The sequence below is a fragment of the Streptomyces sp. NPDC001858 genome (genome assembly GCF_053594615.1).
In genome coordinates this window covers 63,705-88,964 of sequence record NZ_JBSFEV010000003.1, presented here as the reverse complement: position 1 = coordinate 88,964, position 25,260 = coordinate 63,705, and the positions used below count along the sequence as shown (strand labels likewise).

Genomic DNA, 25,260 nt, shown 5'->3' with positions numbered 1-25,260 from the left:
GTCGCTCCCCCACTCTCGGCTCCGCTCGAGCGGGGGGACCCCCATCGCGGCGGAGCCGCATATCGATACAGCCCCGCGCCCCTTACGTCGGCAGTGTGGGCGGTGTTTTAGCCGGGTGCTCCTCCAGTGACTGCAGGGCCAGGCGTACTGCCTCGTCCAGTTGTACGTCACGGCCTGCCGCGTGGTCCTGGGGGGCGCAGACGACCTCGACGTCCGGGTCGACGCCGTGGTTCTCGACGCCCCAGCCGTAACCCTCCAGCCAGATCGCGTACTTGGGCTGGGTGATCAGCGTTCCGTCGACCAACCGGTAGCGGCTGTCGATCCCGATCGTCCCGCCCCAGGTGCGCGTGCCCACGACCGGACCGATCCCGAGCGCCTTGATCGCCGCGTTGACGATGTCCCCGTCCGATCCGGAGAACTCGTTGGCGACGGCGACGACCGGCCCCCGGGGCGCGTCCTCCGGATAGCTGGACGCGCACATCCCGCGCGGCACGTCCCAGCCGACGATCCGCCGTGCGAGCTTCTCGACGACGAGCTGGGAGGTGTGCCCGCCGCGGTTCTCCCGGACGTCCACGATCAGCCCCTCCCGCGCCACCTCGACGCGCAGGTCGCGGTGGATCTGGGCCCACCCCGGCGCCTGCATGTCGGGCACGTGCAGATACCCCAGCCGCCCGCCGGACGCCTCGTGCACATAGGCCCGCCGGTCCGCGACCCACGCGTGGTAGCGCAGCGCCTCCTCGTCCGCGACCGGGACGACGACCGCGTGCCGCGGCTCGCCCCCGCCGGACGGCGAGATCGTCAGCTCGACGACCTTGCCCGCCGTCCCGACGAGCAGCGGTCCGGGCCCGGTGACCGGGTCCACCGGCTGTCCGCCGACGGCGACGACCGCGTCGCCGGCCCGCACGGCCACGCCGGGCGCGGCGAGCGGGGAGCGGGCGTCGGGGTCGGAGGTCTCCGAGGGCAGGACGCGGTCGATGCGCCAGGTGCCGTCCTCGTGCCGGGAGACGTCAGCGCCGAGCAGCCCCTGCCGGGCGCCGCCGCCGCGGCCGCCGCCCGGCATGACATAGGCGTGCGAGGTGCCGAGTTCGCCGTGCACCTCCCACAGCAGGTCGACGAGGTCGTCGTGGGTGGCGACCCGGTCGAGGACGGGCCGGTAGCGGTCGAGGACGCCGTCCCAGTCCACGCCGCCCAGGTCGGGCCGCCAGAAGTTGTCCCGCATGATCCGGCCGGTCTCGTCGTACATCTGCCGCCACTCCGCGGCCGGGTCGACGACGCGGCGGATCCGGCTGAGGTCGACGGTGATGTTGCTGTCGCTGTCCTCGTCGCCGGAGGCGCGCCGGTCGCTGGGGACGACCTTGAGCTTGCCGTCGGTCCACAGCAGCAGCCGCTTGCCGTCGCCGCTGACCTCGAAGCCGTCGGCGTCGGCGCACAGGTGTTCGAGGCGCTGCTGGGCGAGGTCGTAGCGTTCCAGCTCGGTGTCGGGATCGGGGTCGTCCGGGGTGGCGCGGGAGGCGCCGAGGACACCGCGCACGGGGTGCCGCAGCCACAGCACGCCGTCCTTCGCCGCGGCCAGCCCGGAGTAGCGGCCGGCCTCGACGGGGAAGGGCACTATCCGGTCGGCGAGGCCCTCCAGGTCGATCCGGGTGGTCGGGGTGCCCTCGCTGTCGGGCGTCTCCTCCTTCTCCGGCGCCTCGAACGGCTTGCCGTGCCGCTGCGGTCCGAAGGGGGACGGCGTCGTCGCCGCGAGGGTGATGAGGTGCGGGCGGGCGCCGGCCACGAAGGAGAGGTCGAAGACGTGCTGGTCGTAGACCGGGTCGAAGGCGCGGGTGGAGAGGAACGCGAGGTGCTTGCCGTCGAGGGTGAACGTGGGCGCGTAGTCGCGGAAGCGCAGCGGGGTCGCCTCGGTGACCGACAGGTCGGTGACGTTGGCCAGCTTGAGCTGGCTGAGCGGGCGCGGCCCGGGGTGCGACCAGGCCAGCCAGGCCGAGTCCGGTGAGAAGACCAGGTCGGACACCTCGCCGTCGGGGCTGCTGTCGACCTCGCGGACCTCGCCGGTCTCCCGCTCGACGAGCAGCAGCCGTCCGTCGTGTGCGGCGACGGCGGCCCGGCTGCCGTCGGGCGCCATGGCGAGTTCCAGGACCCGCCCGAGCCGTCCGGCGGCGAGCCGGCGCGGTGCGGCGGCGGGGGCCGGGCCGGTGGCGGGGGCGAACTCCAGCGCGTCCTCCCCCTCCGCGTCCGTCACCCACACGGCCCACTCCTCGCCCTCCGTGCGGAAGGTGCGCGGCAGCCTGGCCCGGACGCCGGGTTCGGCGGCGAGCGCGCGGGCGGGTCCGGCGCGGTGGGTGACCCAGTGGACGGCGCCGCGCACCTCGACGGCGCTGCCGCGCGCGGTGTGGTCGGGCGCGGCCCCGCCCAGCCAGCGGGCGGCGGTCACCGGGTAGGGGCGGCGGTCGGTGCGCTGGCCGCCGAGCCGGACGTCGAGGCGGCGGGGTTCGGCGCCGTCCAGGTCGTCCAGCAGCCACAGCTCGCCCGCGGACATGTACACGACCCGAGTGCCGTCACCGGCGGCCTGCCGGGCGTAGAAGCCGTCGAGGGGCGTGTGCCGGCGCAGGTCGGAGCCGTCGGCGAGCGACGAGTACAGGGCGCCGGTGCCCTCGTGGTCGGAGAGGAACGCGAGCCGGTCCCCCGCCCACACCGGGTACTCGATGTTGCCGTCCAGCTCCTGGTGCAGCCGGACGAACTCGCCGTCGCCCTCCCGGTCGATCCACAGCTTGCCCGCGGTGCCGCCGCGGTAGCGCTTCCAGTGGGCGGCCTCGCGGCCCATCGGCGCGGACAGCAGCACGGTGTGGAGGCCGTGGGCGACCGTGCCGACGGGCCCGTACGGCAGGGTGGTCGGCGGTCCGCCGTCCAGCGGGACGGCGCGGGCCCAACTGCGGCGCAGGGTCGCCTGGTCGTGGGAGCTGACGGCGAGGACCCGGCCGTCGGGGGTCCAGCCGCGCACCCGGGTCTGCCAACTCCCCCAGTACGTCAGCCGGGTCGACGGGCCGCCGTCGACGGGCGCGATGTGCACTTCGGGTGCGCCGTCCCGGGTGGAGGTCCAGGCGACGGTGGCGCCGTCGGGCGAGATGCGCGGGAGGGAGACCGGCATGTTGTCGGCGCTGACCCGCCAGGCGCGGCCGCCGTCGAGGGGCGCGAGCCACACGTCGTCCTCGGCGGCGAAGGCCACCAACTCGCCGTGCAGGTGCGGGAATCTGAGATACGCAGCAGGCGTCGCGGACTGTGTCACCGGATCACTGTATGCAACGACGACGCCGCTGGTCAGGGGTTTCGATCACTTACCTGCACTATTGCCACCGCCTTGGACGGTTTCGGTGACCGTCACGGTCACGGTGACCGTCGGCCGGCCGCCGGGCTGCGCCGAGCCGGACGGTTTGACGGGCGACGGCGTCGCGGACTTGCAGTCGCCGAGCCCGGTCACCCGGAACACCTGCTTCTTCCCCACGACGGCGGTCAGATCGCCGCGCACACACGCCCCGTCGACCGCCCGGGAGACCGACCCGGTGACGGTGATGTCCCGTCCGTCGCCGGTCTCCCCCTGGCAGTCGACGGAGGCGACGCTGCCCGCCTTGTCCGGGTCCTTGTACTGGGCCGTGCAGGTCAGCCAGCGCACGTCCACGTCCCGCCGCCCGAGTTCGGCCGTCGCCGCCTCGTCGGTGGTGTACGCCACGGACATGCTGCTCAGCCCGCCCGGATCGCAGGCCGCCACGCCACCGGCCAGCACGGCCGTGCCCACGAGAAGCCAAATCCGCCTCAATGCCCCCATGGAGGGCAGCGTGCCACTCGGCGGGGCGGCGCGGAAGCCCGTATGCGGCCACGATCCGGACCGCGTTCACGGTCGGGAGGTCAGGACCAGCGGCCGGTTCTGCCCAGGATGAGCGCGGCGGCGGCCGTACCGGCGGTCGAGGTGCGCAGAACGCTCCGCCCGAGCCGGTACGCCCGCGCGCCCGCCTCCTCGAACAGCGCCAACTCGTCCGGGGACACGCCCCCTTCGGGGCCTACGACGAGCACGATCTCGCCCTCGGCGGGGAGTTGGGCGAGGGCCAGGGGCTCGCTGCGGTAGTCGCGGTCCTCGTGGAGGACGGCGGCGAAGTCGGCCCGCGCCAGAAGTGCCGCCACCTGCTTGCTCGTCGCCGCCTCGGCGACCTCGGGGAAGCGGACCCGGCGGGACTGCTTGCCCGCCTCGCGGGCGGTGGCCCGCCACTTGGCGAGCGCCTTCGCCCCGCGCTCGCCCCGCCACTGCGTGATGCAGCGCGAGGCCGCCCACGGCACGATCGCGTCGACGCCGGTCTCGGTCATCGTCTCGACGGCCAACTCGCCCCGGTCGCCCTTGGGCAGGGCCTGGACGACGGTGATCCGGGGCGCTTCGACGGGCTCCTCGGTCACCTCCGTCAGACGCAGGACCAGCCGGTCCTTGCCCTCGGCGGCGACGACCTCGCCCTGCGCCCAGCGTCCGGCGCCGTCGGTGAGGACGACCTCCTCGCCGGCCCGCAGCCGCTTCACGGAGACGGCGTGCCGCCCCTCGGGACCGTCCAGCACGAACTCGGCGCGGCCGACGGGCAGTTCGTCGACGACGAAGACGGGCGCGGTCATCGGTCGCCGCCGTCCTCGTCCGCCGCGGCCTCCACGGGCAGCTCGGACAACGCCGCCCGCGCCTCGGCGAGTTCGGACATCAGGACCTCCACCAACTGCCCGGCGGGCAGTTCGCGGGCCAGCCGGTGGCCCTGGCCCGCCCACAGAGCCATGCCCTGCGCGTCGCCCGCCTTGGCGGCCGCCTTGCGCAGCGGCGCGGTGAGGTGGTGGACCTCCGGGTAGGCGGCGGGCGCGTACGGGCCGTGCTCGCGCAGGAAGCGGTTGACCAGGCCGCGGGCCGGGCGTCCGGAGAAGGCGCGGGTCAGCTCGGTGCGCACGAACAGGGGGTTGGTCAGCGCCTGCTTGTGCACGGCGTGCGCGCCGGACTCGGGCGTGGCGAGGAACGCGGTGCCCAGCTGGGCCGCGTGCGCGCCGGCCGCGAGGACCGCGGCGATCTGGCTGCCGCACATCAGGCCGCCCGCGGCGACGATCGGCAGGCCGACGGCCGCCCGGACCTGGGCGACCAGGGAGAGCAGGCCGATGCCCGCGCGGTCGGTCTCCGGGTTGTCCCGGTGGGTGCCCTGGTGGCCGCCGGCCTCCACGCCCTGCACGATCACCGCGTCGGCGCCGGCCCGCTCCACCGCGCGGGCCTCGTCGACGGTGGTCGCGGTGACCAAGGTGAACGTTCCCGCGCCGCGCAGGGAGTCCAGGACCTCGCGGCTCGGGACGCCGAAGTGGAACGACACGACCGGCACCGGGTTGTCGAGCAGCACGGCGAGCTTGGCTTCGTAGCCGTCGTCGCGGCCGCTGTCGGGGTCGCCGAGCTCGGTCTCGTACCAGGCGGCCTCACCGGCCAGCTGATGGGCGTAGACCTCCACGGCGCCCGTCTCCGCATGTTCGGGCTGCGGCAGGAAGAGGTTCACGCCGAAGGGGCGGCCGGTGAGGCTCCGCAGCTGCTTGATCTCCTCGTACAGACCGTCGGCCGTCTTGTACCCGGCGGCGAGGAACCCGAGCCCGCCCGCCTCGGCCACGGCCGCGACGAGCTGCGGGACGGAGACACCGCCCGCCATCGGGGCCTGCACGATCGGATGTGGGAAGAGATCGGTCAGTGCGGAGGACATGACGGCATGTTGTCACGTCCTTTGAACAAGTCCGAATCCGGCCGTCCAGCGGCATAGGCCACCGGCACACGTGCCGGTGGCCCGTACCTTTCGACTGCCCGTTCGACTGCCCTTTCGGTGCCTTTCGGCTGCCTTTCGGGGGTCTTTCGGGTGCCGTTCCGTGGGCTCAGCGCCCGTTGAAGGCGTCCTTCAGCCGCGAGAACAGGCCCTGCTGACCGGGCTGGAACTGACCGGTCGGCCGCTCCTCGCCGCGCAGCTTCGCGAACTCGCGCAGCAGCCGCTCCTGCTCGGGATCGAGCTTGGTCGGCGTCTGCACCTCGACGTGCACGATGAGGTCGCCGCGCCCGCCGCCCCGCAGATGCGTGACGCCCCGGCCGTGCAGCGGGATCGACTGGCCGGACTGGGTGCCGGGCCGGATGTCGACCTCCTCCAGGCCGTCCAGCGTCTCCAGCGGCACCTTGGTGCCGAGCGAGGCCGCCGTCATGGGGAGGGTGACCGTGCAGTGCAGGTCGTCGCCGCGGCGCTGGAACATCGCGTGCGGCAGCTCGTGGATCTCCACGTACAGGTCGCCGGCGGGACCGCCGCCGGGGCCGACCTCGCCCTCGCCCGCCAGCTGGATCCGGGTGCCGTTGTCGACACCGGCCGGGATCTTCACCGTGAGCGTGCGACGGGAGCGGACGCGGCCGTCACCGGCGCACTCCGGGCACGGCGTGGGGACCACGGTTCCGAAGCCCTGGCACTGCGGACACGGCCGCGAGGTCATGACCTGGCCCAGGAAGGACCGCGTCACCTGCGACACCTCACCGCGACCGCGGCACATGTCACACGTCTGGGCGGTCGTGCCCGGCGCCGCGCCCTCACCGCTGCAGGTGGCACAGACGATCGCCGTGTCGACCTGGATGTCCTTCGTCGTGCCGAAGGCGGCCTCCTCGAGGTCGACCTCCAGCCGGATCATCGCGTCCTGGCCGCGCCGGGTGCGCGAGCGCGGCCCGCGCTGCGACGCCGTCCCGAAGAACGCGTCCATGATGTCCGAGAAGTTGCCGAAGCCACCGGCCCCGAAGCCGCCCGCCGCGCCGCCGCCCGCCTGGGACAGCGGGTCGCCGCCGAGGTCGTAGACCTGCTTCTTCTGCGGATCCGACAACACCTCGTAAGCGGCGTTGATCTCCTTGAACCGCTCCTGGGTCTTCGGATCCGGATTGACATCCGGGTGCAGCTCGCGTGCGAGCCGCCGGAAGGCCTTCTTGATCTCTTCCTGCGACGCATCGCGGCGCACGCCGAGAACGGCGTAGTAGTCCGTGGCCACTTACGACTCCGCCAGGATCTGTCCGACGTACCGTGCCACCGCTCGTACCGCTCCCATCGTTCCCGGGTAATCCATGCGGGTCGGTCCGACCACGCCGAGTTTGGCGACTGCCTCGCCGCCCGAACCGTAACCGACCGACACCACCGAAGTGGAGTTGAGTCCCTCATAGGCGTTCTCGTGACCGATGCGTACGGTCATGCCCGAATCGCCCGCCTCGCCAAGGAGCTTGAGGAGCACGACCTGCTCCTCCAAGGCCTCCAGGACGGGCCGGATAGTGAGGGGAAAGTCATGTCCGAAGCGGGTGAGATTGGCGGTTCCGCCGATCATCAACCGCTCCTCGTTCTCCTCGACGAGCGTCTCCAGCAGGGTGGAGAGCACCGTCGCGACCGTGCCGCGGTCCTCCGCCTCGAAGGCTTCCGGCAGGTCCTCGACCAGCTGCGGCACGTCCGCGAAGCGGCGGCCCGCGACCCGGCTGTTGAGCCGCGCGCGTAGATCCGCCAGAGACGTCTCCCCGAAGGGCGCCGGGCAGTCCACGAGCCGCTGCTCGACCCGCCCGGTGTCCGTGATCAGCACGAGCATCAGGCGCGCGGGCGCGAGCGAGAGAAGCTCCACGTGCCGCACGGTCGAGCGGGTCAGCGACGGGTACTGCACGACGGCGACCTGCCGGGTGAGCTGCGCGAGCAGCCGCACGGTGCGGGCCACCACGTCGTCGAGGTCGACGGCGCCGTCGAGGAAGTTCTGGATGGCCCGGCGCTCCGGACCGGTCATCGGCTTGACGCCGGCCAGCTTGTCGACGAACAGCCGGTAGCCCTTGTCCGTGGGGATCCGCCCGGCGCTGGTGTGCGGCTGGGCGATGAACCCCTCGTCCTCCAGGGCGGCCATGTCGTTGCGGACCGTCGCCGGGGACACGCCGAGGTTGTGCCGCTCGGTGAGCGCCTTGGAACCGACCGGTTCCTCGGTGCCGACGTAGTCCTGGACGATGGCGCGCAGCACCTGGAGCCTGCGTTCACTCAGCAACCGCGCACACCTCCAGAAGTCGTCCCCAGTCCCCTGGGCGCCTGCCCTGACACCGCCCCTGGCACTCTTCACTTCCGAGTGCCAGCGTTCCCCGGCCCAGTGTACGGCCGTGGGGTGCACCCGGGGCAAGGTCGGCAGACGGCGATCGGTCGGCGATCGGTCGGGGCGGGGACGATATGAGGCTAGCGTCGCGGTATGACGGTGACTTGGGAAGAGCTCGGGTGGGAGCGGGTCGCGACCGGGGTCGGACGGTGCCGGCTGCCGGGCTGGGACTGCACGGCCGGGCTGGTCGTCGGGGCGGGCGCGGCGCTGATGGTAGACGCGGGGTCGAGCCTCGCGGAGGGGGCCCGGCTGCGGGCGCAGGCCGAGGAGCTGACCGGCGCCCGTGTGACCCATCTCGCGCTCACCCATCCCCACTTCGACCATGTCCTCGGCGCGGCCGCGTTCGCGGGGGCGGAGGTCTTCGGGGCGGTGGGCGTGGACACCGTGTCCGCCGAGGAGCTGCGGGCGGACGCGGTGCGCCACGGCCTCGACGAGACCGCGGCGACGGAGGCCGTGGACACGCTCGTCCGGCCCCGCCACCTGGTCTGCGGCGAGTGGACCCTGGACCTGGGCGACGGCCGCCAGGTGCTGCTGGCGAACGTGGGACCGGGCCACACCGCCCACGACCTGGCGATCCTGGTCCCCGCCGGGCCCGGTTCGCCGGAGGTGGTCTTCTGCGGCGACCTGGTCGAGGAGTCCGGCGAACCGCAGGCGGGCCCGGACGCCGTCCCCTCCCGCTGGCCCGCCGCCCTCGACCGGCTCCTGGACCTCGGCGGCGAGGACGCGCTGTACGTGCCGGGGCACGGGGCGGTGGTGGACGCGGCGTTCGTCCGGGCGCAGCGGGACGCGCTGGCGGCGAGATTCGGCGTGTCGTCCTGATCGCGCCCGGGCTTCTCCTATCGTCATCCGAATGCGCCAGTACTCCGCCGATCTGACCCCGCCGTGGAAGAAGCCCCGGCCCGTCCCCGAGGTCGCGGCGGAGCCCGGCCTGGTGGTGGAGGAGCCGGGGACCGGCTTCTGCGGCGCGGTGATCCGCTGCGAGGCGGGCACGGTGACCTTGGAGGACCGCTTCGGCAAGCACCGCGTGTTCCCGCTGGAGCCCGGCGGCTTCCTGCTGGAGGGCCGCGCCGTCACGCTGGTGAGACCGCCCTCGGCCGGTCCCGTACGGCCCACCCGCACCGCCTCCGGTTCGGTCGCCGTCCCCGGCGCACGCGCGCGGGTCGCCCGCGCCGGCCGCATCTACGTCGAGGGCCGGCACGACGCCGAGCTGGTCGAAAAGGTCTGGGGCGACGACCTGCGCGTGGAGGGCGTGGTCGTGGAGTACCTGGAGGGCGTGGACGACCTCCCGAAGATCGTCGCCGACTTCGCGCCGGGCCCGGACGCGCGGCTGGGCATCCTGGTGGACCATCTCGTCCCCGGCACGAAGGAATGGCGCATCGCCCGGTCGGTCACCAGCGAACACGCCCTGGTCGTGGGCCACCCGTACATCGACGTCTGGGAGGCGGTGAAGCCGTCGTCCGTCGGCATCGAGGCCTGGCCAAGCGTCCCCCACGGCCAGGACTGGAAGACAGGCGTCTGCCGCGCGCTGGGCTGGCCGCCGGAGAACACGGGCGCGGTATGGCAGGCGATCCTGGCCCGGGTGAGCTCCTACCGGGACCTGGAACCGGAACTGCTGGGAAGGGTGGAAGAACTGATCGACCACGTGACTGCTACTAGCCCGTCCGGCGTTTGAGGACGAGGCCGTCCAGGCCGAAGCGGGGGTCTGGGGGCGCAGCCCCCAGGGACGGGACGGGAAGGGGCGGCGGGGGCGAAAACCCCTCAGTCCACCAGATCCCGCACGACCGCATCAGCCAGCAACCGCCCGCGCAGCGTCAGCACGGCCCGCCCCTCGTCATACGGCCCCTGCTCCAGCAGCCCGTCCCGCAAGGCCCGCCCGGCAGCCGCAAGCCCCGCCGGACGCAGCAGCTCCAGCGGAACCCCCTCCCGCAGCCGCAGCTCCAGCAGCACCCGCTCCACCCGCCGGTCCTCCTCCGACAGCAGCTCACGCCCCGCGCCCGGCGAGCGCCCAGCGGCCAGCGCCGCCGCATACGCCCCCGGATGCTTGACGTTCCACCAGCGCACCCCGCCGACGTGGGAGTGGGCGCCCGGCCCCGCGCCCCACCAGTCGGCGCCGCGCCAGTACAGCTCGTTGTGCAGACAGCGCCCGGCGGCGGAGGTCGCCCAGTTGGAGACCTCGTACCAGTCGAAGCCAGCCGCGGACATCACCTCGTCCGCGATCAGATACCGGTCGGCGTGGACGTCGTCGTCGGTCATCGGCACCTCGCCGCGCCGGATCCGGCGGGCCAGCTGCGTGCCCTCCTCGACGATGAGCGCGTAGGCCGAGACATGGTCCGGGCCGGCGCCCAGCGCCGCGTCCAGCGAGGCCCGCCAGTCGTCGTCCGACTCCCCGGGCGTGCCGTAGATCAGGTCCAGGTTGACGTGCTCGAATCCGGCCGCGCGGGCCTCCGCCACGCAACGCTCGGGGCGGCCCGGCGTATGGGTCCGGTCCAGCACGCGCAGCACATGCTGCTTCGCGCTCTGCATGCCGAAGGAGATCCGGTTGAAGCCGCCCCGGCGAAGGGTGGCGAGATAGGCGGGGTCGACGGACTCCGGGTTGGCCTCCGTCGTCACCTCCGCGTCCGCCGCGAGCCCGAACTCGTCGCGGATCGCGCCCAGCATCCGGACGAGGTCGGACGCGGGCAGCAGGGTCGGCGTGCCGCCGCCGACGAAGACCGTGCGGACCTCGCGAGGGTCGTCGCCGAGGACCTTGCGGGCCAGCCGGATCTCGTCGATCAGGGTGTCGGCGTAGTTCTCGCGGGAGGCGAGGACCCCGCCCGTGCCGCGCAGCTCGGTGGCGGTGTACGTGTTGAAGTCGCAGTAGCCGCAGCGGGTCGCGCAGTACGGGACGTGCAGATAGAACCCGAGGGGGCGGTCGGCGGCGCCGGCGAGCGCGTGCGCGGGCAGTGCACCGTCGGTGGGGACGGGCTCACCGTCGGGGAGTGCGGAAGGCATGGGGTCCATTGTCCCGCACACCCGCACCGCCCCGTTTCGTGCGCCGCCTCAGCCGAGTCGTGTGCCGCCTCAGCCGAGCAGCTCCGCCCCCAGCGGCCGTCCCGGACGCGCTCCCGGCAGGACGTACGCCACCGCCGAGCCCCGGGCCTCGCTGAACCTGCTCAGCTCGTCCCGTGCGGCCATCCGCCGCTGCACCCGGGTGAACAGTGCCGGGTCCCGCATGAAGGCGAGGAACAGCAGGCCCTGGTCGGTGGGGCCGTCGGCGTAGGAGTAGCCGCGGCGCAGCATCCGCGCGCCGGCGTCGAGTCCGGGGTCGGCGGCGCGGACGTGGGAGTGCGGCGCGGCGACGCCCCGGCCGCCGTCCACACCGTCCCCGCCCTCCGCGCCGTCGTCGCCGTCCGCGCCGTCCAGCGGGCCGCCGGTCTCGCGGCGACGGCCGATGATCTCTTCCTGGCGGTGCACGGAGAGCCGCGCGAAGTCCTCGACGCGCAGGTGGACGCGCCGGACGACGAGGTAGGTGGCGTCGTCCGTCCAGACCCAGCGTTCGCACTCCTCGGGGGTCGGGTTGGCGCTGCCGTTCTTGAAGCCGAGCAGGTCGCGAGGGGTGCCGCCGCCGTCGGGGGACGGCGGCAGGAAGCCGGCCTGCCGCCAGCGCGGGCGCAGGGCGTCCCCGGCCAGCCGGGTCAGGGTGGCGGCGGCCGCCTCGCCGGCGTCGGCGCTGTCGGCGCACAGCTGTACGAGCACGTCGCCGCCGCAGCGGGCGGGGTCGAGACGCTCGCCGGGGAAGGGCGGCAGCTCGCGCAGGGCGGCGGGGGCGGGGACGCCGAGCCGGGCGGGCAGCCGGGGGCCGATGCCGACGGTGGCGGTGAGACCGGCCTCGGCGGACCCGCGTTCCGCCACCGTGCGGGTCCACGCGCCGAGCACCTCCTTCAGCGCGCGCACGCCCGGCGCGCCGCGCAGTTCGGGATCGAGGTCGTACGCCAACAGCAGCGCGGTGGCCTGCTGCGGGGTCGTGACGCCGGCCTGGCGCACGCCGTGGCGGGCGGGCCCGGGGGCGCCCTGCGGCGGCTCGGCGGCGCGGGTGCAGGCGGTCACCGTCAGCCCGATTCCCGCGCCGGCGATCAGGACGCGTCGGCGGGTGGGCGTATCGAGTACGACATTCTTCGCCATCGGCACGAACGGGACGATACATCCGCCGGTGCGACCGCCCCGTCTCCCCCGCCCGGGCCGGCCCGGCGCGCTCTCAGTCCGCTTGCAGCACCAGCAGTGCCAGGTCGTCCTCGGGCGGCTGCTCGCCGAACTCGTGCACGAGCCGCCGGATCCGCTCCGCGATCAGCTCCGCGTCGAGCCCGGCGCATCCGGCGAGCGCAGTCGCCAGGCCGTCGCCGTCGTCGAACTGCCGGGAGCCCGACCGCCGTTCGGTGACTCCGTCGGTGACGCACAGCAGGCTGTCGCCGGTCCGCAGCTCCAGGCTGTCGCTGGTGTACGTGACGTCCTCGATGACCCCGAGGAGGGTCTGCGGGCGCCCGGCCGTGGCGACCGAGCCGTCCGGTGCGAGCAGCAGCGGCAGCGGGTGTCCGGCGGAGGCGAGGGTGCAGCGGACGCCTCCCTCGAAGGGGACCAGTTCGCCGTAGAGGAGGGAGAGGAAGCGGGTCTGCGGGCCCTCGCCCGGTCCGGCGGGGCCGACGAAGGCGCGGGCGGCCGCGTCGGCGGCCTCGGTCGCGTCGTCGAGGAGGAGCTGGTTGAGGCGGTCCAGGACGTCGGCGACGCGGTAGCCCTCGCGGGCCAGCAGCCGCAGCCAGGGCCGGGCGAGGCCGATGACGACGGCCGCCTCCGGGCCCTTGCCCTGGACGTCGCCGACCGCGAAGCACCAGCGGCCGTCGCCCGCCGGGAACAGGTCGTAGAAGTCGCCGCTGGGTCCGCCCTGCTCGCGCGGCTCGTAGACGAGGGCGCTGTGCACGCCGGGGATCTCGGCGACCGCGCCGGGCAGCAGTCCGCGCTGCAGGACGGCGCTGATGGTGGCCTGGCGGGCGTACTGCCGGGCAGCGCCGATCGCGAGCGCGACCCGGCGGCCGAGGTCCTCGACGAGCCCGGTGACCTCGTCGGGGAAGGCGGACAGTCCGGCCCGGCCGATGACCAGGGTGCCCAGCGGGCGGCCGCCGGCGATCAGCCGGTAGGCGAGCGACGCGCCGCGCGGGCCGAGGACCGTGCCGGGCCAGGGGAAGGGCTCGGGTCCGGACTGCGGGCCGCCGTCGGGCGGGCACGGCGGGTCCTTCTCCAGGGCCCGGCGCAGCTCCTCGATGAGATGCTCGCCGCCGTGCCAGACCCGGGCCAGCCGCGGTCCGGGACCGCCGGCCCAGTCACCGCGTCCGCCGACCTCGTCCTCCAGCCACACCGCGCACCAGTCGGCGAGCCGCGGCACGAGAAGCTGGCCGGTGAGCGCGGCCACCAGGTCCTCGTCGAGCTGTCCGGCAAGCAGGTCGGAGGCCTCGGCGAGGAAGGAGAGGGCGCCGCGGTTGAGCCAGTCCGGGTCGCCGCGCCCGACGGGCTGCGGCACGGGGGCGAGGGCTTCGAGGAGACCGGGGGCGGGCGCGGGGGCGGGGCCGTCGGCCGGATCGAGGTCGTAGGGCTCGGCGCTGGGCGTCAGCCGCGCCCACACCGTCTTCGTCCCTCTGCGGTAGGTCACTCCCCAGGCCTCGGCGAGCGCGGCGACCAGACGCAGACCGCGGCCGTACTCCGGCAGCTCGTACGAGGGTGTCCCGGGCGGCTGTTCGGGCGCGCCGTCGCGGGGGGCGCGGGAGGGGTGGTGGTCGGAGACCTCGACGACGACCGCGAGGCAGCCGTCGGGGTGCCCGGGCTCGTCCTCCAGCCGGCACACCAGCTCGACGTCGGTGCCGGCGTGCACGACCGCGTTCGTGACGAGCTCGCTGACGACGAGTACCGCGTCCTGCGCGCACCGCTCGCCGAGTTCTCCGGGCCCGGGGATGCCGGGGCCGGCCCACTCGGTGAGCGCGGCGCGGAGCAGGTCGCGGGCGGCGCCGGGGGCGAGGGGGCCGCCGGTCAGGGTCGCTCGGGTGTGCGGGAGCCCACCCGAGTGCGCGGGCGCGCCCTTGGCACGGGAGACGGTCTCCCGTTGGGTCGGAATGGCCCCCATGCGCAGCTCCCCGGACGGTTTCGGATGCCCTCAGGGTGACAGACCGATCCCGGCCATGAGCGCTGGGTTACCGAAGTGGGCCGTCATGAGCGAGAAGCGTGCTGCGCGGCTGCACTCCCGTGTACGCACGTGCCCGATGACGCACGGTTGAGGGGCGGAATCCGAGCATTCGGACTCCGCCCCCGCCCCGCGCACTGGCCTAATACGGGTGGTGCGTCACGCCTCGCGCGCTCCGGCGTACATCTCGTCGATGAGGTGCTTGTACTCCCGCTCCACGACGGGCCGCTTCACCTTCAGGCTCGGCGTGATCTCGCCGTGCTCGATGTCGAGGTCCCGGGGCAGCAGCCGGAACTTCTTGACGGTCTGCCAGCGCTGCAGGCCCTCGTTGAGCTGCTTGACGTAGCCGTCGATGAGCTCGACCGTCGCGGGCGCGGCGACGATGTCCGCGTAGGACTTTCCGGCCAGTCCGTTCTCCTTCGCCCAGTCCGTGAGCGAGATCTCGTCGAGGGCGATGAGCGCCGTGCAGAAGTTCCGGTCGGCGCCGTGCACGAGGATGTTGGAGACGTACGGGCAGACCGCCTTGAACTGTCCCTCGACCTCGGCGGGCGCGATGTACTTGCCGCCGGAGGTTTTGATCAGGTCCTTCTTGCGGTCGGTGATGCGCAGATAGCCGTCGGGCGAGAGCTCGCCGATGTCGCCGGTGTGGAACCAGCCGTCGGCCTCCAGCACCTCGGCGGTCTTCTCGGGGAGCCCGTGGTAGCCCTCCATGATGCCGGGGCCGCGCAGCAGGATCTCGCCGTCCTCGGCGATGCGCACCTCGGTGCCGGGCAGCGGCTTGCCGACCGTGCCGATGCGGTAGGCCTCGCCGGGGTTCACGAAGGAGGCCGCGGAGGACTCCGTCAGGCCGTAGCCCTCGAGGATGTGGATGCCCGCGCCGGCGAAGAAGTAGCCGATCTCGGGCGCGAGGGCCGCCGAGCCGGACACGCAGGCGCGCAGGTTCCCGCCGAAGGCCTCGCGGATCTTGGCGTAGACGAGCGCGTCGGCGACCTTGTGCTTGGCGCCGAGCCCGAACGGGACGGCCGAGGTGCCGGTGCGGCGGAAGTTGTCCTGTGCGGCCCTGGCGTACTCGCGGGAGACCCCGGCGGCCCACTGGAAGATCTTGTACTTGGCCCCGCCGGCCGCGCGGGCCTTGGCGGCGACCCCGTTGTAGACCTTCTCGAAGATGCGCGGCACGGCCGCCATGTACGTCGGCCGGACGACCGGCAGATTCTCGATGATCTTGTCGACGCGGCCGTCGACGGCGGTGACGTGCCCGACCTCGATCTGGCCGGAGGTGAGCACCTTGCCGAAGACGTGCGCGAGCGGCAGCCACAGGTACTGCACGTCCTCGGGGCCGACCAGCCCGGTGGCGGCGATCGCCTTCGCCATGTACGACCAGTTGTCGTGCGGCAGGCGCACGCCCTTGGGGCGGCCGGTGGTGCCGGAGGTGTAGATGAGGGTGGCGAGCTGGTCGGAGGTGATCGCGGCGACCCGCTCCTTGATCAGCCCGGGCTCCTGCGCCAGCCGGGCCGCGCCGCGCTTCTCCAGCTCGTCGAGGGTGAGGATCCAGTCCTCGCCGGACTCGACGCCCGCCGGGTCGATGACGACGACATGGGTGAGGGCGGGCAGTTCGGCGCGCTTCTCGACCGCCTTGGCGAGCTGGGCCGCGTCCTCGGCGATCAGCACCCTGCTCTCGGAGTCCGAGAGGATGTACGCCGATTCGTCGGCGTTGGTCGACGGGTAGACGGTGGTCGTGGCGGCCCCGGCGCACATGATGCCGAGGTCGGCCAGGATCCACTCGTACCGGGTGGAGGAGGCGAGCGCGACGCGCTGCTCGGGCTGCACGCCGAGTTCGATGAGGCCGGCCGCCATCGCGTAGACCCGCTCGGCGGCCTGCGCCCAGCTCAGCGACTTCCATTCGTCGGGACCCGCGCCGGACGCGGCCGGCACCGGGTACCGGTACGCCTCCACGTCGGGCGTGGCCGCCACCCGCTCCAGGAAGAGGCCCGCGACCGACGGCGGACGGTTCTCGATCAGTGTCTGTGTGTCGCTCACGACATCCTCCGGGGCCCGCGGCGTTGCTGGCTCAATGCGGCTGGTGGCTGGCTGCTGTTGTTTAACTCACGAGTAACTATTGAGCAGGCATCAGAGTAAGCGGCGACTGGCCAGCGCGTAAGGGGCTCCGGGTGATCGATTTCCACCAGGACGGAGCACAGTGCGCCCGCAGGACTCAGCGCGGGACACCCCGGGACGGCATCGGGGATGCTTCGGGTGACACCCCGCAGGACACGGCGGAGCCCGCCACGCTCTCGCGCGGCGGGCTCCGGAGGATCGGTGCAAGGACCGGCGTACCGGGCGGCTACTTCTTGCCCTTGCCGGATCCCGCGTTGTCGTCGCTGCTCAGGACGGCGATGAAGGCCTCCTGCGGAACCTCCACGGAACCGACCATCTTCATCCGCTTCTTGCCTTCCTTCTGCTTCTCCAGCAGCTTGCGCTTCCGGGAGATGTCACCGCCGTAGCACTTGGCGAGGACGTCCTTGCGGATCGCGCGGATCGTCTCGCGGGCGATGACCCGGGAGCCGACGGCCGCCTGGATGGGCACCTCGAAGGCCTGCCGCGGGATCAGCTCGCGCAGCTTGGCGACGAGCCGCACCCCGTACGCGTACGCGGCGTCCTTGTGGGTGACGGCGGAGAACGCGTCGACCTTGTCGCCGTGCAGCAGGATGTCGACCTTGACCAGGCTGGAGGCCTGCTCGCCGGTGGGCTCGTAGTCGAGCGAGGCGTAGCCGCGGGTCTTGGACTTCAGCTGGTCGAAGAAGTCGAAGACGATCTCCGCGAGCGGGAGCGTGTAGCGGATCTCGACCCGGTCCTCGGACAGGTAGTCCATGCCGAGCAGGGTGCCGCGCCGGGTCTGGCACAGCTCCATGATCGAGCCGATGAACTCGGAGGGCGCGAGGATCGTGGCGCGTACGACGGGCTCGTACACGTCGTCGATCTTCCCCTCGGGGAACTCGCTCGGGTTGGTGACCGTGTGCTCGGTGCGGTCCTCCATGACGACGCGGTAGACCACGTTGGGCGCGGTGGCGATCAGATCGAGCCCGAACTCGCGCTCCAGCCGCTCACGGATCACGTCGAGGTGCAGGAGCCCGAGGAAACCGACGCGGAAACCGAAGCCCAGTGCCGCCGAGGTCTCCGGCTCGTACACCAGCGCGGCGTCGTTGAGCTGGAGCTTGTCGAGGGCGTCGCGCAGCTCGGGGTAGTCGGAGCCGTCCAGCGGATACAGGCCCGAGAAGACCATCGGCTTCGGGTCCTTGTAGCCGCCGAGCGCCTCGGTGGCCCCCTTGTGCAGGGTGGTGATCGTGTCACCGACCTTGGACTGCCGGACGTCCTTCACACCGGTGATCAGATAGCCGACCTCGCCGACGCCGAGCCCGTCGGCCGACTTCATCTCCGGGGACGAGACGCCGATCTCCAGCAGCTCGTGCGTGGCGCCCGTGGACATCATCCGGATCCGCTCACGCTTGTTGAGCTGCCCGTCGATGACACGTACGTACGTCACGACACCGCGATAGGAGTCGTACACCGAGTCGAAGATCATGGCGCGCGCCGGAGCGTCCTGGACGCCGACCGGTGCGGGGACCTCGGCGACGACCTTGTCCAGCAGCGCCTCGACACCCAGACCCGTCTTGGCGGAGACCTTGAGGACGTCCTCGGGGTCGCAGCCGATGAGGTTGGCGAGCTCCTCGGAGAACTTCTCGGGCTGCGCGGCCGGCAGGTCGATCTTGTTCAGCACCGGGATGATCTTGAGGTCGTTCTCCATCGCCAGGTAGAGGTTGGCGAGGGTCTGGGCCTCGATGCCCTGAGCGGCGTCGACGAGGAGGACGGTTCCCTCGCAGGCCGCGAGCGACCGCGAGACCTCGTAGGTGAAGTCGACGTGCCCCGGGGTGTCGATCATGTTGAGGATGTGCGTGTTGCCCGGATCCTGAGTCGGGGCCCAGGGCAGCCGCACGGCCTGGGACTTGATCGTGATGCCGCGCTCGCGCTCGATGTCCATACGGTCGAGGTACTGAGCGCGCATCTGCCGCTGGTCGACCACGCCGGTCAGCTGGAGCATGCGGTCGGCGAGCGTGGACTTGCCGTGGTCGATGTGCGCGATGATGCAGAAATTGCGGATCAGAGCCGGGGCGGTACGGCTCGGCTCGGGCACATTCTTAGGGGTCGCGGGCACGCAGGGTCCTGATTCTTGAGGTATCCGCAGGGTCAGCGGCTCGGGTCGGATCGATACGTAGGCTCCATGGTCCCACGGGCGGCGACCGGGGACCGGTTTGGGCCGTTCTCGCGTCCACTGGTAGCGTGGGCAGCTGTGTCTCATGCCCTCTCAGCGCGGGGCACATTCGAAACCAGGAAAAAGAAGAGGCTTACTTCGTGGCGAACATCAAGTCCCAGATCAAGCGGATCAAGACCAACGAGAAGGCTCGGCTGCGCAACAAGGCCGTCAAGTCCTCCCTGAAGACCGCGGTCCGCAAGGCCCGCGAGGCCGCTGCCGCGGGTGACGTCGAGAAGGCCACCGAGTACCAGCGCGCTGCCGCGCGTCAGCTCGACAAGGCCGTCTCGAAGGGCGTCATCCACAAGAACCAGGCCGCCAACAAGAAGTCGGCGCTTGCTTCCAAGGTCGAGGCCCTCAAGGGCTGAACCCTTCTCTGATCTGAACCTTTGATCGCCGGAAGGACTCGGGCGGGCCCTCTCTCATCCGCCCCCGACCGGCACCCACGGGTCCGCGCACGGCCTGCGTTCGCCACGCGGGCGTGGATCCAACAGCTTGATCGGCTCGACCCGAGGCCCCGGCGGCCCGCCCTTCCCCAGGACGGCAGCCGGGGCCTTCGGCATGCTCACCGCGCTCACGACCAGATGTCGTCGTCCTACGACGTTGTCCTACGACGTTGTCCTACGACCAGAATTCGTTGCTCTTGTCGATGCTCTCGAGGCACTCGTCGAGGTCGGTGACCTTGTCGCCGACGATCCGGAAGACGATGCAGGCGTTCTCGTCGATGTGCTTGCCGTTGCGGTCGGCGGTGAAGCGGTGCATGGCGACGGCGTGTCCACGGCCGTCGACCATGACGTTCTTCATCTCGACCCGCATCGAGCCGCCCGTCTCCGAGAAGAGCCGACCGTACATGTCGATGATCGCGTCGGTGCCCTTGAAGTCCCCCGCGAGGGGGTGCGAGCCGGGCACATGGTGGGTGCAGTCCCCGGTCATCATGCCTCTGAGGGCGTCCATGTCACCCCGAGTGAAGGCCTCGTAACCCTTGCGGACGAGCATCGCGTGCGGGTGTTCAGCCATGACGATCGCCACCTTTCCCAGTCCGGCGACAGAAGGCTGATACGGACTGATACGAACGATTCTCCTCCCCCGTGCGCCTACCGTCCCCCGGAGCGGGCCGCCCGCGCGATCGTCACCACGGCCTTCTCCAAGGCGTACTCGGGATCGTCACCGCCGCCCTTCACACCCGCGTCGGCCTCGGCCACCGCCCGCAGCGCGACGGCCACCCCGTCAGGTGTCCACCCCCGCATCTGCTGTCTGACCCGGTCGATCTTCCAGGGGGGCATGCCGAGCTCTCTGGCGAGGTCGGCGGGCCGGCCGCCGCGCGCGGAGGACAGCTTGCCGATGGCCCGCACGCCCTGGGCGAGCGCGCTGGTGATCAGCACGGGCGCGACGCCGGTGGCCAGCGACCAGCGCAGCGCCTCCAGCGCCTCCGCCGCCCGCCCCTCCACCGCCCGGTCGGCGACGGTGAAGCTCGACGCCTCGGCCCGCCCGGTGTAGTACCGCCCGACGACCGCCTCGTCGATGGTCCCCTCGACATCCGCGACCAGCTGGGACACGGCCGACGCCAGCTCCCGCAGATCGCTGCCGATGGCGTCGACCAGCGCCTGGCACGCCTCGGGCGTGGCCGACCGGCCGGTCACCCGGAACTCCTGTCTGACGAAGGCCAGCCGGTCCGCCGGCTTCGTCATCTTCGGGCAGGCCACCTCCCGCGCCCCCGCCTTGCGCGCGGCGTCCAGCAGCCCCTTGCCCTTGACCCCGCCGGCGTGCAGCAGCACCAGCGTAATCTCCTCGGCGGGAGCCCCGAGGTACGCCTTGACGTCCTTGATCGTGTCGGCGGACAGGTCATGCGCGTTGCGTACGACCACGACCTTGCGCTCCGCGAAGAGCGACGGACTGGTCAGCTCGGCGAGCGTGCCGGGCTGCAGCTGGTCCGAGGTCAGGTCACGTACGTCCGTGTCGGCGTCGGAGGCCTTGGCGGCGGCCACCACCTCCTGCACGGCACGGTCGAGCAGGAGGTCCTCCTGGCCCACGGCAAGCGTCACCGGGGCGAGAGGGTCGTCATGTGCAGTCTTCCTGGCCATCCCCAAAAGCATCCCACGAGCCACTGACAACGCGGCCGAGTTCCGGCGTGCCCGGCGGCGGCGGGCGTGCACGGCCGCGGCCGAGGCGAGCGGTAGCGTCCGGCGTGTACGGCCCACGCCGAGGTGAGCGGTAGCGGCCGGCGTGTACGGCCGACGCCGAGGTGAGCGGTAGCGGCCGGCGTGCACGGCCCACGCCGAGGTGGGCGGCGGCCGGCGTGTACGGGCGCGGCCGAGTTGTGCGGCGGCGGCCAACCTGTGCGGCCCACGCCGACGTGCACGGCAGCGGCCGGCGTGCACGGCCGACGCCGAGGTGGGCGGCGGCCGGCGTGTACGGGCGCGGCCGAGTTGTGCGGCGGCGGCCAACCTGTGCGGCCCACGCCGGCGTGCACGGCAGCGGCCGGCGTGCACGTCCGACGCCGAGGTGGGCGGCGGCCGGCGTGCGCGGGCGCGGCCGAGGTGGGTGGTAGCGGCTGGTGTGTGCACGGGCGCGGTCGACGTGCACGGAAGCAGCCGGCGTGTACGGCCGACGCCTAGGTGTGCGGTAGCGGCCGGCGTGTACGGGCGCGGCCGAGGTGTGCGGCGGCAGCCAACCTGTGCAGCCCATGCCGGAGCGTGCACGGGCGCGGTCGACGTGTGCGGCCGCGGGCGACGCGTACGGGCGCGGTCGGTCGGTGCGGCGGCGGTCGGCCGGTGCGGCTGCTGGCGTGGCTCGGCCGGGGCCGGCTACGGCTCCTCGCGCCAGCCTTCCCACTCCGCCGCGAACTCGTCGAGCGCCGCCGCGTCGAGCCGCTCCTCCTCGTCCCCGACCAGGACAAGCCACTGCGCGTCCTCCGCGTCGTCCTCCCCGGCCAGGGCGTCCCGGACGATCCTGGGCTCCTCGCCCACCCCGAACCGCTCCCCGAGCGCCTGGGCCGTTTCCTCGGCGGCCTCACGATCGGGCAGCACCAGCACATGTCTCACATCGCTCACGGCCCCATTTTCCGCCACGCGGGACGGCAGCCGTACCGCAACGGTCGTGCTATCGGCGCGGTCGTGCTGCGCGTCCCGATCGGGGGCTTCGCTAAGCCGGCCTCTCCGCCGCCGCCCGTACCGTCGGCACCCGCTCCAACTCGATCCCGAACCGCTCCCGATACACCGCCAACACCGCGTCGTCGCCCGTCAGTTCACTCTCCTCACTCACTCCGTCCGCGGACGTCGCCTTGAACCGGCGTCCGCTGAGCGTGATCCTCCCGCCGTCCTCCGTGACCCGTGAGCAGATCAGCGACTTCGTGAAGTGCGACTCCGGCGAGGTGCTGTGCCACCAGGCTCCCGCCACGAAGTCCCCCAACACCCTGGGCCGCAGCTCCAGTCGGTACACCCGCACCCCGTCGCGCACGACGTCCACGTCCCGCGCCCGAGCCGCACCGGTACCGCCCCTGGCCGGATCCGGACCATCCTCATCCGCCTCGACGATCCGGAACACCCCGCCGGGATCCCCTTGTTCGTCACGGCTCCCCCACCGGAGCGGGTAGTGGCTGTGCGCCCCGAACCCGACGTCGGCCAGCCACTCGCCCGCGTCCGCCGTCCCCACCAGCAGCGCGAGATGGTCGTACGGAATCCCGAGCCGCCCCTCCTCCCCGTGCACGCGCGCCGCCAGCAGCGTGACCTCGAACCCCAGCGCCGCGAGCAGCGCGCCGAACGCCCCGTTCAGCTCGTAACAGAAACCTCCCCGCCGCGCCCCGACGACCTTCTCGACCAGCCGACTCTCCTCCAGCACGATCTCCTCCCCGAGATGAACCGACAGGTTCTCGAAGGGCACCGTCCGCAAATGCCGCAGCTGCAACTCACGCAGCAGCCTCCCGGTGGCGGTGGGCCGCTCCGGGGGCTCGACGCCGATGCGGCGCAGATACGCATCGACCAGTCGGGCGTCGAGCCGAGCGTCGGAGGGCTGGGGCGGTTCGTCCTTGGCCTGTGCGGGATTCATGCCCTCAGTCTCGCGCCACCCCCAGTTCCCCGCCCGTGCCCGCGACGACCGCCACCGCGCCGTCCCGATCCGTCCGCAGCACCTCCGCGCCTCCCGCACGCAGCGCCGCGACCGTGCGGGGCGCGGGATGCCCGTACGGGTTGTCCGCGCCGCAGGAGATCAGCGCCAGCCGTGGTGCGACCTCGCGTATGAGGTCCGGATCCTGGTAGGCCGAGCCGTGATGCGCCACCTTGAGGACGTCCACTCCCCGCACCAGCCCGGCCGCCGGAGACCGCGCCAGTGCCTGTTGCGCCGGGGGTTCGAGGTCTCCGAGCAGCAGCATCCGCAGCCCGGCCGACCGCACGAGCAGTGTCACGCTCGCGTCGTTCGGACCGTCCGGTTCCGGCACCGGGTCCGGTGGCGGCCACAGCACCTCCCAGTCGAGCGCCCCGATCCGCCGCCGCTCCCCGGCCACGGCCCGCACCATCGGAACCCCCCGCGCCGCCGCCTCCTTCCGTACGAAGTCCACCTGGTCGACGGGCTCCTCGAACCCCGTCGTCTGGATCTCGCCCACCGCCCGGCCCCGCAGCACCCCCGGCAGCCCGGCGACGTGGTCAGCGTGGAAGTGGGTCAACACGACGAGCGGCACCCGGGTGATGCCGAGCGAGCGCAGGCACCGATCGACCAGCCTCGGATCCGGCCCGGCGTCCACCACGACCCCGGCGCCGGCACCCGCCGCGAGGACGGTCGCGTCCCCCTGTCCCACGTCGCACATGGCCAGCCGCCAGCCCGGCGGGGGCCAGCCCGTGAGCACTCTGGTCAGCGGCGGCGGCTGTATCACCACGAGCAGGAGCAGCACCCCACAGAGCCCGCACAGCCACGGGTGCCCCAACAGCCGCCGCCCGAGCAGCACCACCCCTCCCGTGACGAGCGCGAGCGACAGCGCTCCGCCCCAACTCCCCGGCCAGTCCACTCCCCCGCCGGGCAGCGCCGCCCCGGCCCGTGCCACCCCCGCGATCCACCCGGCCGGCCAACTCGCGCACCATGCCAGTGCCTTGGCCACCGGCATCGCCACGGGCGCCGTCGCCAGCACCGCGAAGCCCAGCACCGTCGCCGGCGCGACCGCGAACTCCACGAGGAGGTTGCAGGGCACCGCCACCAGACTGACCCGCGCCGACAGCACGGCGACCACCGGCGCACACAGCGCCTGCGCGGCTCCCGCGGCCGCCAACGCCTCCGCGAGCCGGGGCGGCACCCGGCGCCGTCGCAGCGCGGCACTCCATCGCGGCGCCACCGTCAGCAGGGCTCCGGTGGCCAGGACGGACAGCAGGAACCCGTAACTCCGGGCCAGCCACGGGTCGTACAGCACCAGCAGCAGTACCGCCGTCGCCAGTGCCGGGATGAGCGATCTGCGGCGGCCGGTCGCGAGGGCGAGCAGCACGATCGCCCCGCAGGCCGCGGCGCGCAGCACGCTGGGGTCCGGCCGGCACACGACCACGAATCCGAGGGTGAGCGCTCCGCCGAGCAGCGCGGTCGTCCGGAGCGGGACGCCGAGCCGGGGCGCCAGCCCGCGCCGCTCCACCTGCTGGGCCAGCCCGGGCGGTCCGAGGAGAAGGGCGAGGATGATCGTGAGGTTGCTCCCGGAGACGGCGAGGGTGTGTGCCAGATCCGTCTCCTTGAAGGCCTCGTCCAGTTCGGGAGTGATCCGCGAGGTGTCCCCGACGACCAGCCCGGGCAGCAGCGCCCTCGCGTCCGCCGGCAGTCCCTCGGTGGCCGCCCGCAGTCCCGCGCGCAGCCGCCCCGCCAACCGCTGCGCGGCCGACGGTTCCCCCACCACCGACGGCACCGCACGATCCCGTACCCGCAGCACAGCCGCGATCCGGTCCCCTCGGGCCAGCGCGGGCGCCAACCCCCCGCTCACCCGCACCCGAGTGGACGGCAACAACCCGAGCCACGACGCCCTGGCCGTCACCCCGCGTCCGCGTGCGCCTGGGCGTGCGTCTGCGCCCGATCCGACGTCCACGATCATCAGCACCGGGGCCCGCGTCACCACCGCTGCCGCCCCGGCCGCACCCTCGACGCGGCGCACCTCGCCCTCGACCAGGACGGAGTCCGGCGTCACATGGTCCCCTCTGACTCTGGGCCGGGTCAGCCGGGGATCGGAGGTGATCTCGACCTCGGCGGTGACGGTCGCGTACTCCCGTGCCAGCGCCGGCACCGGCCCCCGGCGCAGATCGGCCCCGTGCAGCCCGGCCGACGCGGCAGCCGCGCCCACGCAGAGCAACGAAGCGGCGACGGTGACCCGGGGCCAGGCGATCCGCCCGCCGGGAGCTGGGCCTGCGCACCGCGCCCGCCGCCGCCTCACGATCAGCAGGGCACCGGCGGTCACCAGGCAGACGACCACGATGCCGCCCACCAGCCCCGGCGACGCGTCCAGCGTCAGCGCGGCCGTCGCCCAGGCCGCGAGCGCGGGCGGCACGAGCCGTAGATCCAGCGGCTCTTCCTGGCGCGGGTTGGCGTCGCCCAACCGCTTACCGGATTCCGCGTGCACGGCTCG

Annotated in this window: 19 protein-coding genes; 3 read left to right on the top strand and 16 right to left on the bottom strand. The window is 73.0% G+C overall.

The window, feature by feature from the left end; genetic code table 11:
* Nucleotides 1-82 precede the first annotated feature (82 nt).
* The 6 genes from ACWCPF_RS05000 to hrcA form a co-directional block, all read right to left on the bottom strand.
* Nucleotides 83-3,286, bottom strand: a complete 3,204-nt coding sequence (locus tag ACWCPF_RS05000; RefSeq protein WP_451043552.1) for a S41 family peptidase — start codon at nt 3,284-3,286, stop codon at nt 83-85.
* Between the two features lie 45 nt (nt 3,287-3,331).
* Entirely contained in the window at nt 3,332-3,823 is a 492-nt protein-coding gene (locus ACWCPF_RS04995; protein ID WP_451043551.1) for a hypothetical protein, read from the bottom strand.
* A gap of 80 nt (nt 3,824-3,903) precedes the next feature.
* On the bottom strand, nt 3,904-4,650 hold the full coding sequence (locus ACWCPF_RS04990; protein WP_451043550.1) for a 16S rRNA (uracil(1498)-N(3))-methyltransferase: 747 nt from the start codon (nt 4,648-4,650) through the stop codon (nt 3,904-3,906).
* Entirely contained in the window at nt 4,647-5,750 is a 1,104-nt protein-coding gene (locus tag ACWCPF_RS04985; RefSeq protein ID WP_451043549.1) for a nitronate monooxygenase, read from the bottom strand. Before ACWCPF_RS04985 ends, ACWCPF_RS04990 begins: the two co-directional genes overlap by 4 nt.
* 166 nt (nt 5,751-5,916) lie before the next feature.
* Nucleotides 5,917-7,053 carry a molecular chaperone DnaJ gene (gene dnaJ, locus ACWCPF_RS04980; protein ID WP_351915642.1) on the bottom strand — a complete coding sequence of 379 codons (1,137 nt, stop codon included), beginning with the start codon at nt 7,051-7,053 and terminating at the stop codon, nt 5,917-5,919.
* Nucleotides 7,054-8,070 (bottom strand): heat-inducible transcriptional repressor HrcA, encoded by a 1,017-nt coding sequence (hrcA, locus tag ACWCPF_RS04975; protein WP_451043548.1) that lies wholly within the window; start codon nt 8,068-8,070, stop codon nt 7,054-7,056.
* 195 nt (nt 8,071-8,265) lie between these two features.
* Between hrcA and ACWCPF_RS04970 the strand changes: the two genes are divergently transcribed.
* Together ACWCPF_RS04970 and ACWCPF_RS04965 are read left to right on the top strand one after the other, a co-directional pair.
* A complete protein-coding gene (locus ACWCPF_RS04970) occupies nt 8,266-8,991 on the top strand; it encodes an MBL fold metallo-hydrolase (RefSeq protein WP_451043547.1) in 726 nt (241 codons plus the stop codon).
* Between the two features lie 31 nt (nt 8,992-9,022).
* On the top strand, nt 9,023-9,844 hold the full coding sequence (locus ACWCPF_RS04965; RefSeq protein WP_451043546.1) for a DUF3097 domain-containing protein: 822 nt from the start codon (nt 9,023-9,025) through the stop codon (nt 9,842-9,844).
* A gap of 86 nt (nt 9,845-9,930) precedes the next feature.
* Here the strand turns inward: ACWCPF_RS04965 and hemW are convergent, their stop codons facing one another.
* From hemW to lepA, 5 genes are all read right to left on the bottom strand, one after another.
* Nucleotides 9,931-11,163 carry a radical SAM family heme chaperone HemW gene (gene hemW / locus ACWCPF_RS04960; protein ID WP_451043545.1) on the bottom strand — a complete coding sequence of 411 codons (1,233 nt, stop codon included), beginning with the start codon at nt 11,161-11,163 and terminating at the stop codon, nt 9,931-9,933.
* A gap of 69 nt (nt 11,164-11,232) precedes the next feature.
* Nucleotides 11,233-12,333 (bottom strand): Dyp-type peroxidase, encoded by a 1,101-nt coding sequence (locus ACWCPF_RS04955; protein ID WP_451043850.1) that lies wholly within the window; start codon nt 12,331-12,333, stop codon nt 11,233-11,235.
* Between the two features lie 73 nt (nt 12,334-12,406).
* Complete coding sequence (locus ACWCPF_RS04950; RefSeq protein WP_451043544.1) at nt 12,407-14,317, bottom strand: SpoIIE family protein phosphatase; 1,911 nt, start codon at nt 14,315-14,317, stop codon at nt 12,407-12,409.
* A gap of 216 nt (nt 14,318-14,533) precedes the next feature.
* Complete coding sequence (locus ACWCPF_RS04945; RefSeq protein WP_451043543.1) at nt 14,534-16,411, bottom strand: AMP-dependent synthetase/ligase; 1,878 nt, start codon at nt 16,409-16,411, stop codon at nt 14,534-14,536.
* 304 nt (nt 16,412-16,715) lie between these two features.
* Nucleotides 16,716-18,584: a translation elongation factor 4 gene (gene lepA / locus ACWCPF_RS04940; protein WP_451043542.1), complete on the bottom strand. Its 1,869-nt coding sequence runs from the start codon at nt 18,582-18,584 to the stop codon at nt 16,716-16,718.
* 197 nt (nt 18,585-18,781) lie between these two features.
* Here lepA and rpsT point away from each other — a divergent pair, with 197 nt between their 5' ends.
* On the top strand, nt 18,782-19,048 hold the full coding sequence (gene rpsT, locus ACWCPF_RS04935; RefSeq protein WP_451043541.1) for a 30S ribosomal protein S20: 267 nt from the start codon (nt 18,782-18,784) through the stop codon (nt 19,046-19,048).
* Between the two features lie 253 nt (nt 19,049-19,301).
* On the opposite strand, the gene ACWCPF_RS04930 is transcribed toward rpsT, so the two are convergent.
* The 5 genes from ACWCPF_RS04930 to ACWCPF_RS04910 form a co-directional block, all read right to left on the bottom strand.
* Nucleotides 19,302-19,697 (bottom strand): nuclear transport factor 2 family protein, encoded by a 396-nt coding sequence (locus ACWCPF_RS04930; protein WP_451043540.1) that lies wholly within the window; start codon nt 19,695-19,697, stop codon nt 19,302-19,304.
* Between the two features lie 77 nt (nt 19,698-19,774).
* The gene (gene holA / locus ACWCPF_RS04925) at nt 19,775-20,761 is read right to left on the bottom strand and encodes a DNA polymerase III subunit delta (protein WP_451043539.1); all 987 of its coding nucleotides are present in this window, start codon (nt 20,759-20,761) and stop codon (nt 19,775-19,777) included.
* A 723-nt stretch (nt 20,762-21,484) separates the two neighbouring features.
* Nucleotides 21,485-21,730: a hypothetical protein gene (locus ACWCPF_RS04920; RefSeq protein ID WP_451043538.1), complete on the bottom strand. Its 246-nt coding sequence runs from the start codon at nt 21,728-21,730 to the stop codon at nt 21,485-21,487.
* Nucleotides 21,731-21,821: 91 nt separating this feature from the next.
* Nucleotides 21,822-22,724, bottom strand: a complete 903-nt coding sequence (locus ACWCPF_RS04915) for an arylamine N-acetyltransferase family protein (RefSeq protein WP_451043537.1) — start codon at nt 22,722-22,724, stop codon at nt 21,822-21,824.
* Nucleotides 22,725-22,728: 4 nt separating this feature from the next.
* Nucleotides 22,729-25,254, bottom strand: a complete 2,526-nt coding sequence (locus tag ACWCPF_RS04910; RefSeq protein ID WP_451043536.1) for a ComEC/Rec2 family competence protein — start codon at nt 25,252-25,254, stop codon at nt 22,729-22,731.
* Nucleotides 25,255-25,260 lie beyond the last annotated feature (6 nt).